The sequence below is a fragment of the Marinobacter sp. ES-1 genome (genome assembly GCF_000475255.1).
GTDB classification, from domain to species: Bacteria; Pseudomonadota; Gammaproteobacteria; order Pseudomonadales; family Oleiphilaceae; genus Marinobacter; species Marinobacter vinifirmus.
The window spans coordinates 1-12,728 of sequence record NZ_AXBV01000036.1; the positions used below are offsets into that span (position 1 = coordinate 1).

Annotated in this window: 10 protein-coding genes and 1 pseudogene; 4 read left to right on the forward strand and 7 right to left on the reverse strand. The window is 60.6% G+C overall.

From position 1 onward, the window contains the following. Positions 1 to 270 precede the first annotated feature (270 nt). Together Q668_RS06430 and Q668_RS06435 are read left to right on the forward strand one after the other, a co-directional pair. On the forward strand, positions 271 to 2,568 hold the full coding sequence (locus Q668_RS06430) for a molybdopterin-dependent oxidoreductase (RefSeq protein WP_022988800.1): 2,298 nt from the start codon (positions 271 to 273) through the stop codon (positions 2,566 to 2,568). A gap of 43 nt (positions 2,569 to 2,611) precedes the next feature. Next, positions 2,612 to 3,070, forward strand: a complete 459-nt coding sequence (locus tag Q668_RS06435) for a DUF2489 domain-containing protein (protein WP_022988801.1) — start codon at positions 2,612 to 2,614, stop codon at positions 3,068 to 3,070. Between the two features lie 7 nt (positions 3,071 to 3,077). Here the strand turns inward: Q668_RS06435 and Q668_RS06440 are convergent. From Q668_RS06440 to Q668_RS06450, 3 genes and pseudogenes are all read right to left on the reverse strand, one after another. Beyond that, a pseudogene (locus Q668_RS06440) lies at positions 3,078 to 3,950 on the reverse strand (HDOD domain-containing protein); the annotation flags it as partial. Positions 3,951 to 3,973: 23 nt separating this feature from the next. After that, positions 3,974 to 6,049, reverse strand: a complete 2,076-nt coding sequence (gene recG / locus Q668_RS06445) for an ATP-dependent DNA helicase RecG (protein ID WP_022988803.1) — start codon at positions 6,047 to 6,049, stop codon at positions 3,974 to 3,976. Positions 6,050 to 6,057: 8 nt separating this feature from the next. Then, positions 6,058 to 7,017, reverse strand: a complete 960-nt coding sequence (locus Q668_RS06450) for a hydrogen peroxide-inducible genes activator (protein WP_022988804.1) — start codon at positions 7,015 to 7,017, stop codon at positions 6,058 to 6,060. Positions 7,018 to 7,093: 76 nt separating this feature from the next. Between Q668_RS06450 and Q668_RS06455 the strand changes: the two genes are divergently transcribed. Continuing rightward, on the forward strand, positions 7,094 to 7,963 hold the full coding sequence (locus Q668_RS06455) for an NAD-dependent epimerase/dehydratase family protein (protein ID WP_022988805.1): 870 nt from the start codon (positions 7,094 to 7,096) through the stop codon (positions 7,961 to 7,963). On the opposite strand, the gene Q668_RS06460 is transcribed toward Q668_RS06455, so the two are convergent. From Q668_RS06460 to gmk, 4 genes are all read right to left on the reverse strand, one after another. Further along, entirely contained in the window at positions 7,956 to 8,342 is a 387-nt protein-coding gene (locus Q668_RS06460; protein WP_022988806.1) for a RidA family protein, read from the reverse strand. The two genes, Q668_RS06455 and Q668_RS06460, sit on opposite strands and share 8 nt — an antisense overlap. Before the next feature lie 78 nt (positions 8,343 to 8,420). Beyond that, positions 8,421 to 10,562: a RelA/SpoT family protein gene (locus Q668_RS06465; protein WP_036219375.1), complete on the reverse strand. Its 2,142-nt coding sequence runs from the start codon at positions 10,560 to 10,562 to the stop codon at positions 8,421 to 8,423. Between the two features lie 175 nt (positions 10,563 to 10,737). Continuing rightward, positions 10,738 to 10,950: a DNA-directed RNA polymerase subunit omega gene (gene rpoZ, locus Q668_RS06470; RefSeq protein WP_022988808.1), complete on the reverse strand. Its 213-nt coding sequence runs from the start codon at positions 10,948 to 10,950 to the stop codon at positions 10,738 to 10,740. A gap of 106 nt (positions 10,951 to 11,056) precedes the next feature. Further along, positions 11,057 to 11,689 carry a guanylate kinase gene (gene gmk, locus Q668_RS06475; RefSeq protein WP_022988809.1) on the reverse strand — a complete coding sequence of 211 codons (633 nt, stop codon included), beginning with the start codon at positions 11,687 to 11,689 and terminating at the stop codon, positions 11,057 to 11,059. 148 nt (positions 11,690 to 11,837) lie between these two features. Between gmk and Q668_RS06480 the strand changes: the two genes are divergently transcribed. After that, positions 11,838 to 12,716: a universal stress protein gene (locus tag Q668_RS06480; protein WP_022988810.1), complete on the forward strand. Its 879-nt coding sequence runs from the start codon at positions 11,838 to 11,840 to the stop codon at positions 12,714 to 12,716. Positions 12,717 to 12,728 lie beyond the last annotated feature (12 nt).

Here is a 12,728-nt window from a genome sequence, read left to right on the forward strand (position 1 = left end):
ACCTACCTGCACAATGACCTGCAGTTGATGGATCTTGCGAAGGTCAAAACCGGCATCACTGTCCCCGAGATCGGGGTAAGTTAATGGCATGAGCCGTATACGTGGCCCGTATGTACGGTTCTGTGAGAGGGATGAGGCGGTAACGCCTCACCCTACTCGCTGTAGGGCTTATCGGGTCACATTTGCAAAAACCCTTTTCCCATCGCGGTTCGTTTCCTGATAATCTGGTTTCAATTTGAAACCTAAAAACAAGAGTTCCGGAGAATCCTTATGCACAACGGCACCCATTACCGCACCTGCCACCTTTGCGAAGCCATGTGTGGCGTGGCTATCGAGGTTCAGAACGGCAAGGTTGCCGCTATCAAAGGCGACGACAACGACCCGCTCAGCCGGGGCCATATCTGCCCGAAGGCGGTGGCGCTGCAGGATCTGCATGAAGACCCGGAACGGCTGCGCCGGCCGGTTCGCAAAACCGCCACCGGCTGGGAAGAAATGAGCTGGGACGAGGCCTTCGACCTGGTCGCCCGGCGGCTGCATGAGGTGCGCAAGGCCCACGGCCGGAACAGTATCGGGGTGTATCTGGGTAACCCCAATGTGCACAACCACGGCGCCGCCATGACCATTACGCCGCTGCTGCGGGCCATAGGCACCCAGAACCGCTTTTCAGCCACCTCGAACGACCAGCTGCCCCATATGCTGGCCAGCCTGGAGATGTTCGGGCACCAGGTGCTGTTCCCCATTCCGGATATCGACCGCACCGATCTGTTTATCTGTATCGGTGGCAACCCCATGGCCTCCAACGGCAGCCTGATGACGGTGCCGGATTTCCGGGGGCGGGTGAAGGAGCTCAGGAAACGTGGCGGCAAGCTGGTCGTTATCGACCCGCGCCGCACGGAAACCGCCCGCATTGCCGATGATTTCCATTTTATCCGCCCGGGCACCGATGCCCTGCTGCTGATGGCCATGGTGCACACGCTGTTTGCGGAGAACCTGGTCAGTACCGGCGCGGCCACCGGGCTGGTAAAAGACCAGGACCTGCTGCAGCTGGCTGCCCTGAGCTTTACGCCGGAAGCCGTCGCAAGCCATACCGGCATCAGCGCCGACACCATTCGCGGCCTGGCACGGCAGCTTGCCACCACGCCAAGGGCAGCCCTGCACACCCGAATGGGCACCAGCACCCAGGCCTTTGGTGGCACCACCACCTGGCTGGCTTACTGCCTGAATATCCTGACCGGCAAGCTGGATGCCCCGGGCGGGGTGATGTTCACCCAGCCTGCGGTGGACCTGGTAGCGCTGGGCGCTCTGGTGGGCCAGGCCGGCCACTTCGGCAACCGTTACAGCCGGGTGCGCAAGTTGCCGGAATTTGGCGGTGAATACCCGTCCAGCACCATGGCCGATGAAATCCTGACCCCGGGCGAGGGGCAAATTCGCGCCTTTGTAACCGTGGCCGGCAATCCGGTGCTGTCGAACCCCAATGGTCAGCGCCTGGATGAAGCCCTGGCCGGGCTGGATTTCATGGTGTCGGTGGATTACTACCTGAATGAAACCACCCGCCACGCCGATGTGATTCTGCCGCCCACAGCAGCGCTGGAGCGCAGCCATTACGACCTGATTTTCAGCATGATGGCGGTACGCAACCAGGCCAAGTACAGCGAAGCCCTGTTCGAACCGGCACCCGACAGCCGCCACGACTGGCAGATCAACCTGGAACTGGCCCACCGCCTTGAACGGCAGCGCAAGGGCGGGAAGTTGCCATTGCAGGCGGAACTGGGCTGGCAGGCGTTCAAGAAGCTGGGGCCAGACCCGATCCTGGATGTGCTGCTGCGCACCGGCCCCTACGGCGCCAACCCGGGCCGGGTGGGCGGTGTGATCAAGCCGGTGCTGGACAAGGTGCTCGGCATCCTGCCGGAACGCCACCCCCTCAAAGGTCTGGCACGGCTCAGCCCGCTGAACCCGCAGTGGCAGCACATGCCCAAGGGGCTGTCACTGTCCGCCCTGAAGAAATCCCTCAGCGGGGTGGACCTTGGCCCGCTGCAGCCCACCCTGCCCCAGCGGCTGTTTACCCGGGATGGCAAGATCAACCTGGCGCCGCGCCGCTACCTGGCGGATGTGGAGCGCCTTCAGGCCCTGCTGGACCGGCCTGAAGCCAGCGCCAGCCTGCAGCTTATCGGCCGTCGCCATGTACGCAGCAACAACTCCTGGATGCACAACAGCCAGCGACTGGTGAAAGGCAAAAGCCGCTGCACGGTAATCATGCACCCGGAAGATGCCCAAAACCGCAAACTCGAAGACGGCGCGCAGGTACAAGTACAGAAAGACGGCAGGGCCGTGGTGCTGCCGCTGGAGGTATCGGAAGATATCATGCCCGGAGTGGTGTCGATTCCCCACGGCTGGGGCCATAGCCGGCCCGGCACAGGGCAGTCCATTGCCAGCGCCCACGCCGGTGCCAGCATCAACGATATCCTGGACGACACCGAAACCGACCCGGTTTCTGGCACATCGGTACTGAACGGGCAGGCAGTGGAAGTGAAAGTCTGGCAAACTGGCGCCCAAAGCAAACAGGCCTGACCCACCGGGCAGGCCTCGCCATTCATTGATACGAGGTTCAACAATGCCCAGAGGACTGCAACTGTCGTTTATTGTTGTCGGGCTGGTGGTGATCGGGATTTTGCTGTTCTACATCTGGCGGCAATCCAGGGTGCTGAACGAAAACCGGATGCGCCAGAAGAAGGCGGAAGAGTTCCAGGCCAAGCGGCGCGACGAGATGATCGAAAGCATCCGCATTATTGCCCTCGCGGTGGAAGAAGGACAGGTGGAACATTCTGAAGCCTGCCTGCGCCTGAAGGGCCTGCTGGATTACGTGGCCCCGGAACTGCTGGACCAGGCGCCCTACCGGGTGTTTCAGGAAGTGCACGACAAGATCCAGCACATGCCCACCCACCGCGCCCGAAAGGCCACGGATGCCAAGCTGGTTCAGAAGATGGACAAGGAACGCTTCGCGGTAGAACGGCAGCACGCCGAGGATGTGCGCAAGGCGGCTACCGCCATTCGCCATTACCGGTTCGACTGAACCGCAGTTACCGGGCCAGCGGCATCATTCCGGCCATGGCCATGATGCCGTCCCGGTTATGAACCAGCGCATCAAACTGCTGCTCTACCCTTTGCCGGCTCAGGCCCAGTTCTTCAAAAACAGACTGGGGCACCGGATCTGCCCGGCCCGGCATCACGCCCCGAGCGGTTAGCAACTGCCGGCCCAGCCAGACAATTCTGGCCAGGTAATGATGAGGGCCGCTGTAGTCGGCATCCGCTTGGTGCCGTACCGCCAGGGTCACTTCATCGGGCATGCCCCAGTTCTCCAACAGGCGGGCGGCAATCTGCTCCCGGCTGAAGCCCATCAAACGCTGCTCATGAGCGGCACGGTCCCCGGCCGGGTTATCCACCTGCCAGCGGGCCAGTTGTTCGTGATAGGGCGGGAACACCTGTACCAGCACCAGGTCGCCGAAGTTGTGCAGCAGGCCCGCCAGGTATGCCAGCCCGAACATTGGCCGTTTGTGCCGGGGCATCATGCCCGCGAGTATGCCGGCAGACTGAGCCTGCCAGGTGGCCTGTTGCCAGTAGTCCCGGTAGCCCTCGGGGTGGTCCAGAGGCACTTTCAGGGTTCGGCCCAGGGCCAGGCCTGTCGCCAAGTTGATCACCAGGTCAAACCCCAGCACCCGGGAGATGGCATCGTGTACCGAGCGCACTTGCCCGGCAGAAGCATAGAAGGAAGAAGACGCCCAGCTCACCACCTGGGCGGCCAGGCCCGGATCGCTTTCCACAATGTCGACCAGGTCGCCCATAACCGCATTCGGATCAGACCTGAGGCACAGTATGCGCTCGCGGGTTTCCGGCAACGGCGGTAACTCCAGGGTGTCTTCCAGGCGCTGTAAAATGCGCAGGCGGGTGAACTGGCTGGAGACAGGAAAGTGCATAATCAGACCTCTCCGTACCGGGTGTTCTCGCCGAGCCAGCGGCGCACCAGGGCTTCGGCCACGCCGGGCTGTTTCACCAGCGCCGGCGCCATTTCCTTGACCGGCTCTATCCAGCCCTTGTCCCGCTCGAAATCAGCCAGGCGGAACTGCATCAGCCCGGTCTGGCGGGTGCCCAGCACTTCGCCGGGGCCACGGATTTCCAGGTCTTTCTCGGCAATAAAGAAACCGTCCTGGCTGTCTCGCAGGGCCTGCAGGCGGGCTTTACCATTGTTCGACAGCGGCGGGTGGTACATGAGTACGCAAAAGCTGGCCTGGTCGCCCCGGCCTACCCGGCCACGCAACTGGTGGAGCTGGGCCAGGCCCAGCCGTTCGGGGTTCTCGATGATAATCAGCGATGCGTTGGGCACATCCACCCCCACCTCGATTACGGTTGTGGCCACCAGCAAGTCCAGCTCGCCGTTCTTAAAGCGTTCCATCACTTCGGCTTTTTCCTGGGCTTTCAGGCGACCATGCACCAGGCCCACCTTAAGATCCGACAAGCGCTCGGAAAGTTCCTGGGCCGTCACTTCGGCTGCCTGGCACTGCAGGGCTTCGGATTCTTCAATCAGTGTACACACCCAGTAGGCCTGGCGCCCCTCCCGGCAGGCACTTCGTACCCGTTCGATAATATCGTCACGCCGGCTATCGGGCACTACGATGGTCTCTATGGGTTTACGACCGGGGGGCAGCTCGTCGATCACCGACGTATCCAGGTCAGCATAGGCGCTCATGGCCAGGGTGCGGGGAATGGGTGTGGCGGTCATGATCAGCTGGTGCGGGGCCAGCGAGCCGCCTACGCCTTTTTCACGCAGGGCGAGGCGCTGGTGAACCCCGAAACGATGCTGCTCATCCACAATCACCAGGGCCAGCCGGTTGAACTTTACGTCATCCTGAAACAGGGCGTGGGTGCCGATAGCTACCCGGGCTTCGCCGCTGGCAACCGCCTCCAGGGCCTCCTGCCGGGCCTTGCCTTTGACCTTGCCAGACAACCACGCCAACCGGATGCCCAGGGGCTCCAGCCAGCCCCGGAAATTATTGTAGTGCTGTTCGGCAAGGATTTCCGTGGGCGCCATCAGGGCCACCTGGGCACCGGCTCCGATGGCCTGCAGTGCGGCCAGGGCCGCCACCACGGTTTTACCGGAACCAACATCCCCCTGCACCAGCCGCAACATGGGCAATGGCTGGCTCAGGTCCTGCCGGATTTCCTTCATCACCTGGCGCTGGGCGCCGGTCAGGCTGAAGGGTAATTCTTCCAGAAAACGTTCGGTCAGATCACCGGTAGGCAGCAGGGGCAAGGCCTGCCGGGCCTGTATCTGTTCCCGCACCTGCAGCAGGCTGAGCTGGTGCGCCAGCAACTCTTCCATCACCAGCCGCTGCTGGGCCGGGTGCCGGCCTTCCACCAACTGGGGTACCGGGGCACCGGCCGGGGGCTTATGGACCAGTTTTACGGCTTCGGTAATGCCCGGCAGCTGGTAGTCCGCCAGCAGTTCCGGTGGCAACCAGTCTTTGATGGGGTAACGGTCCAGGTACTGCAGCGCCTGCTGGCACAGCCCGCGCACCCGGGGCTGCTGTATGCCTTCGGTGAGCGGATACACCGGGGTAAGCGTGGCTTCGTCACCCGCCGGCATGGGCGGCGGGTTCACCTGGTATTCGGGATGGTAAAACTCGTAACCGGCGCGGCCCGGGCGGACTTCGCCAAAGCAACGTACCCGGGCGCCTTCGGTCAGCTGGTTACGCTGGGCGGCATTGAAGTGGAAAAACCGCATCACCAGAAAACCGCTGTTGTCCCTCAGGGTCACCTGCAGGCTACGGCGCCGGCCCATGACCAGGTCGGTTTTCATGACCTCACCTTCCACCACCGCAACATCGCCAATGCGCAGGCTGCCCATGGGGATTACCCGGGTGCGGTCTTCATAGCGATGAGGCAGGTGGAACAGCAGGTCCTGTACGGAATGGATGCCGAGTTTTGCCAATGTTCCGGCCAGGGCGTTTCCTACGCCCTTGAGCTGGGTAACGGAGATGTCTTCCAGTGACGTCATAGTGGCACTCAGGCGCCTTTGGCAACCGCCGGCGTTTCGGTTTTGGCTTTTTCGATCACCCGGCACTGGCTGGCCGCCAGCGACAGCACATCAATGGCCTTGGGCCGCGGGAAGGTTACCCGCCAGGCCAAAGCCACGGTCCGGAAAGGCACCGGCGCGGCAAACGGGCGAACCGCCAGGATATCTTCGTGGTATTTCATTCCGGTGGCCGCAGACAGCGGCAACACGGTAATACCAAGGCCGGATGCCACCATGTGGCGGATGGTCTCCAGGGAGCTACCTTCGGTCACCAGGTCCGGTTTGTCACCATCTGCCCGCTTGGTAATGGCATCCACCAGCGGCGGGCAGGATTCCAGTACCTGGTCCCGGAAGCAGTGGCCCGGGCCCAGAAGAAGCAATTGCTCACGAGACAATTCGTCTGCGGTTATCTCGTCTTTTGCGGTGAGCGGATGATCCGCCGGCAGCAATACCACGAAGGGTTCGTCGTACAGCGGCATGGTGACCACTTCCGGCTCTTCGAACGGCAAGGCGATGATAATGGCGTCCAGGTCTGAATGGCGAAGCTTCTGGCGCAGGTTGGCGGTGTAGTTCTCTTCGATATACAACGGCATTTCCGGCGCCGCCCGGCGCAGTTCCGGCAGCAGGTGCGGGAACAGGTAGGGGCCGATGGTGTAGATGGCCCCCACTTTCAGCGGTGAGTTCAGCTGGTTTTTGCCGTCCTGGGCCATGTCTTTGATCACGCCCACCTGGTCCAGCACCCGCTGGGCCTGCTCGATGATGCGCTGCCCGGTTTCGGTTACCCGGATGCTGCTTTTGCTGCGTTCGAACAGGGGAATACCGAGTTCGTCTTCCAGCTTCTTGACCGCCACACTGAGGGTGGGCTGGCTGACGTGACAACGCTCGGCCGCGCGGCCAAAATGCCTTTCCCGGGCAAGCGTAACAACGTATCGTAACTCGGTGAGTGTCATGGTGAGCTCCGGTCGGATCGATCAGGTCGAAGTTTCACATACTTTATCAGCCAAAGCATAAGGATTGAAATTGTCTATGGCAATGACAGATCGCAACCCATCTGCACGAATTCTGGTGGCCGGCTGCGGCAAGCTTGGTGGCGACATTGCCCTGGCCCTGACCGGCGCCGGCCAGGTGTACGGTTTACGCCGCAATCCGGACAAGGTTCCGGCGGGAATTACCGGGATCGGCGCAGACCTCACCCGGCCGGAAACCCTGCAAGGCAAGCTGCCGGACAACCTGGACATTGTGATCTACTGCCTGACACCTTCAAGCTATGATGGCGAGGGCTACCACAACGCCTATGTCGCTGGCCTGCAGAACCTGCTGGACGCCATCGGCAACAATCCGCTGACCCGCCTGTTCTTCATCAGCAGCACCAGCGTGTACGCCCAGGACGATGACAGCTGGGTGGATGAAACCAGCCCCGCCGAACCGGACCGGTTTACCGGCCAGCACATTCTGCAGGGCGAGCAAACGGCCCTGAACAGTATTCACCCGGCTACCGTGGTGCGCTTCAGCGGCATCTACGGCCCTACCCGCCAGCGGTTCCTGGAAGAAGTTCTGGAAGGCCGGATGAACCCGCAACCACCGGCACCGTTCAGCAACCGGATTCACGAACAGGATGCCGCTGGGGCCATCGCCTACCTGACCCAGCAGGCATTGCAGGGCCACGAGCTGGAAAACCTGTATATCGCCAGCGATTGCGAGCCGGTGCGGCTGGATGAGGTGGTGGACTGGGTTCGGCAGCAGGTGCCGTGCAAAGATCCGGTAGAGGGTGCCCGTAAGGGCGGACGTGCGGGGAGTAAGCGGTGTAACAACCAGCGGTTGCTGGCCAGCGGTTTCGAGTTCCGGTACCCCGACTACAAGGCGGGATACCGGGAGATGATCAACAACCTCAGCTGAGCACCATTACCGCTTCCATTTCCACCGGCACGCCTTTCGGCAGCGCTGCCACGCCTACGGCGGCGCGGGCCGGGTACGGCTCCTGGAAGTAGGTGGCCATGATCTCGTTCACCGTGGCGAAGTTGGCCAGGTCGGTCATGTAGATGTTCAGTTTTACGATGTCTTTCAGTTCACCACCAGAGGCTTCGCACACAGCCTTCAGGTTTTCGAACACCTGACGGGTCTTGGCGGCAAAGTCACCGGGCACCACTTCCATGGTTTCAGGGTCCAGGGGAATCTGGCCAGACAGATACACGGTATCTCCGGCTTTGACTGCCTGGGAGTAGGTACCAATCGCCTGCGGGGCGTTTTCGGTCTGGATAACAGATTTATTGGTCATGACCTGCGTTTTCCTCTCGTTCAAAACGCCAATCCTCTCCCTTCAGCGTGGCGACTGTCAACCACGCTAAAGTCGCACTCAGTGGCGAACCCGGCTGATGTGAGTAACCGCACGGATATTGCGCACCCGGCGCATCACCCGGGCCAGGTGCCGGCGACCATTCACGTGCACCACCAGGCTGACAATGCCGAACCTGGCATTCTGGTCTTCCACATTGATGCGTTCGATATTGCCGTCGGCCATGGCTACGGCGTTGGCCACTTCGGCAATCACACCGCGCTGGCGCTCCAGTTCTACCCGCAGCTCTACCGAGAATTCATCGGTGATGTCCTTGGCCCACTTCAGGTGGGTCAGACGGGCGCGCCCTTCGTCGTCTTCCGGCAGGCTGGAGCAGGTGTCGGAGTGGATGACCATCCCGTTCCCGGAATCCATAATACCCACGACCGGATCACCCGGAATGGGTTTGCAGCAACTGGCAAAGCGCACCAGCATGCCTTCGGTTCCGCGAATAGTCACCGCGCCCTGCTTTTCGGCCGGGGCGTTTTCCAGGTTGGCGGTGGTTTCCAGCCCTTCACCGCCACTGACCAGCTGCCGCGCCACCAGGTAAGCCATGCGATTACCCAGGCCGATGTCACTGACCAGGTCATCAAAACTGTTCACCTGGTTATGGCTGACCACAGCCTGGCGCTGGACTTCGGTAATGTCCGAAAGCTTGGCGCCAAAGCCTTTCAGGGAACGCTTGAGCAGGGTACGGCCCAGCTCCAGGGATTCTGCCCGCTTGCGGGTTTTGAGTACGTGGCGAATGCTGCTGCGAGCCTTGCCGGTTACCACAAAGCTGAGCCAGGCCGGATTCGGCCGGGCGCCCGGTGCAGTAATGACTTCTACCGTCTGGCCGCTTTGCAGGGGCTGGCTCAGGGACGCCAGGTTGCGGTTAACACGACAGGCCACCGTGGCGTTGCCGATATCAGTATGAATGGCGTAGGCGAAATCCACCGGCGTTGCCCCGCTGGGCAGCTCCATAATCCGGCCCTTGGGAGTAAACACGTAGATTTCGTCCGGGAACAGGTCGACCTTCACGTGTTCGATGAACTCCATGGAGTCGTCGGCCCGCTCGCGCATTTCCATCAACCCTTTCACCCAGCGGTCCACACGGGACTGGTTGATGTTGGTAACGCCGGATTCCTCGTTCTTGTACATCCAGTGGGCAGCAATACCATTGTTGGCGATGTGCTCCATTTCCTCGGTACGGATCTGGATTTCAATGTTCACATGCATGCCGAACAACGTCGTATGCAGCGACTGGTAGCCGTTCGCCTTGGGCATGGCTATGTAGTCTTTGAAACGGCCCGGCAGGGGCTTGTACAGGCTGTGTACGGCGCCCAGGATCCGGTAACAGTCGTCTTCCGTATCGGTGATGATGCGGAAGGCGTACACATCCATGATTTCATGGAAAGATTTCTGCTTGAACTTCATCTTGTTGTAGATGGAGTTCAGGTGTTTTTCCCGGCCCAGTATCCGGCCCGGCAGGCCGCGCTCTTCCAGCTTTTCCTGCAGTTTACCCCGGATATCGTCGATAATTTCCTTGTGGCTGCCCCGCAGCTTGGCCACCGCTTTCGAGATGTACTTGGAGCGCATCGGATACAGAGAGGAAAAGCCCAGGTCTTCCAGCTCGGTAGAAATCGAATGCATACCCAGGCGGTTGGCAATGGGGGCGTAGATATCGAGGGTTTCAGTGGCAATGCGCTGGCGTTTTTCGTAGGGCATGGGGCCCAGGGTGCGCATGTTGTGCAGGCGGTCTGCCAGTTTTACCAGGATCACCCGGATGTCCTTGGCCATGGCCAGGGTCATTTTCTGGAAGTTCTCGGCCTGGGCTTCGGCGCGGGAGCGGAATTCAATCTGGGTCAGTTTCGATACGCCGTCAACCAGTTCGGCCACGTCTTCACCGAACTGTTCGCTCAGGGCGTCTTTCGGAATACCGGTGTCTTCGATAACGTCGTGCAGCATGGCTGCCATCAGGCTCTGATGGTCCAGCCTCAGGTTGGCAAGGATGCCGGCTACGGCCAGGGGGTGGGTGATGTAACGGTCGCCGCTTTTGCGCATCTGCCCTTCGTGGGCCTGTTCGGCGTAATAATAGGCCCGTCGCACCTGATTGATGCGATTGGTATCCAGATACGAGCTAAGCTCTCTGGCCAGATGTTCAACCGTTGGCTCTACCGACACCGCGCCTCCAATGTTTCACTGAAAACCGGGGACAAAAAAGCCCGAATGCATGCATCCGGGCTTTTTTGTTGTCCTTCCGGCGGATTTCTATAGATACACTATAAAACCGCGCGGTCAGATTTCAATGCTTCTTAACGGTTGGCAGTAATTCTACGCACAACCGCAAGCGGGCATTTTAGTCTTCGTCGTCTTCGGTCAGCAGATCGCGAGTCACTTTGCCTTCGGCAATCTCGCGCAGGGCGATAACCGTGGGCTTGTCGTTCTCTTCCGGCACCATCGGCTCAGCACCCTTGGTGGCAATCTGGCGGGCGCGCTTGGTGGCCAGCATAACCAGCTGGAAGCGGTTATCTACGTTTTCCAGACAATCTTCAACGGTAACTCGTGCCATTATCTTCCCCGAACAAAAAGAATCACTGATTTAGCAGACAGCGTAGTTTACTGGCACCGGCTCAATTTGTATACAGTGGAAGCCACTATGCATGCCGGCACGCCAATCAGCTGCGGCCAGACAATCCCGACAGCAGGCTGGCGTGGCGAACTTGCTGCACGCCCATCTTCAGCCGGTGGCTGCGCGCAATCGCCAGAAGATCAGCCAGCGCCACACTGAAATCGTCGTTCACCACCAGGTAATCGAACTCTACCGCGTGGCGACACTCCTCTTCTGCCTCCGCAAGCCGGCGCTCCACCACGTCTGGCGCATCTGTACCACGGCCAACCAGGCGCTGGCGCAGAACCTCGGCCGACGGCGGAACAATAAAGATGCTCACACATTCAGGAATCAGCCGGCGCACCTGTTCGGCACCCTGCCAGTCGATTTCCAGAATGACGTCCTGCCCGGTGGCCAGGGTTTCCCGCACCCATACTTGCGAGGTGCCATAGTAGTTGCCGAAAACGTCTGCATGTTCCAGGAAGTCACCCCGGGCAATCATCGCCTCGAACTCGTCCCGGCTGACGAAGTGATAGTTCACCCCCTCCTGCTCACCTTCCCTCATCGGGCGGGTTGTGTGAGACACCGAAACCCCCAGCCGGGAATCCTGGCGGAGCATTTCCGACACAAGGCTGGTTTTACCCGCGCCCGAAGGGGCGGAAATCACAAACAGGGTACCCTGCTCACCGGCCTGACTCATGGCGTGATGACTCCTGAACAACAGTTTGCGACCACTACGGATGGCCAGAAAGCGGCAAATTATACGGGGTTTGACTTATCTCCGCACCCCGGGTGACTTTCTGCTGATAGTATTGGAACAAATTCCACGTTAGCTGACGGATACCGACATGGACAAACTGCTGATCATCATGGACCCCCAACACAAAGACCAGACCGCACTGACCCGCGGTGTTGAACTGGCCCGGGCAACCGGTGCCAGTGTGGAAGTGGTGGCGTTCGTGCATGACTACCTGGACGCCCTGCCGGGCGATCCGGAGGTACAGAACCGGGCCAAGAAGGCGCTGATGGACCATCGCCAGAAATGGCTGGAACAGATGCTGGCGCTGGCCGACTGCAACGACCTGAAGATCAGCGCACGAACCGTCTGGGAAAAGCAGATTCACCTGTGGGTCATTGCCCAGTGCCAGAAAGAGAAAATCGGCGCCGTGGTCAAAACCGGAAACCGCTCGGAAACCTTCCTGTACACCCCGACGGACTGGCACCTGCTGCGGGAATGCCCGGCGCCGGTGATGCTGGTGGCCGAGCAGAAATGGAACAAGGCCCGGCCGATCCTGGCTGCGGTGGACCTGAGCTCAGATAAAACGGTCAAAAAAGCCCTCAACAACCGGATTATCGACCAGGCCTGGCACCTGGCCAAAGCCCTGGGCACGGAGCTGCACCTGGTGCACGCCCTGCATACCTCGGTGATTCTGGCAGACCTGGACATCATCGACCCGGTTGCCCACGCCCGCAAACGGGAGGCGGCATTGAAGCCCCACATTGAACACCTGTGTAACACCTGGCACCTGGCGCCAGAGCAGGTTCATATCGCATCCGGGCCGGCCCAGAAGGTGATCCCCAGCGTGGCCAACAAAATCAAGGCCGACATGATAGTGATCGGCACCACCGGCAAGACCGGACTGGCCGCCAGGGTGATCGGCAATACCGCCGAGAAGGTACTAACTCATTTGCGGACGGATTTGCTGGCTATCAAACCGGCGGAGTAAAACAAAGCGGGC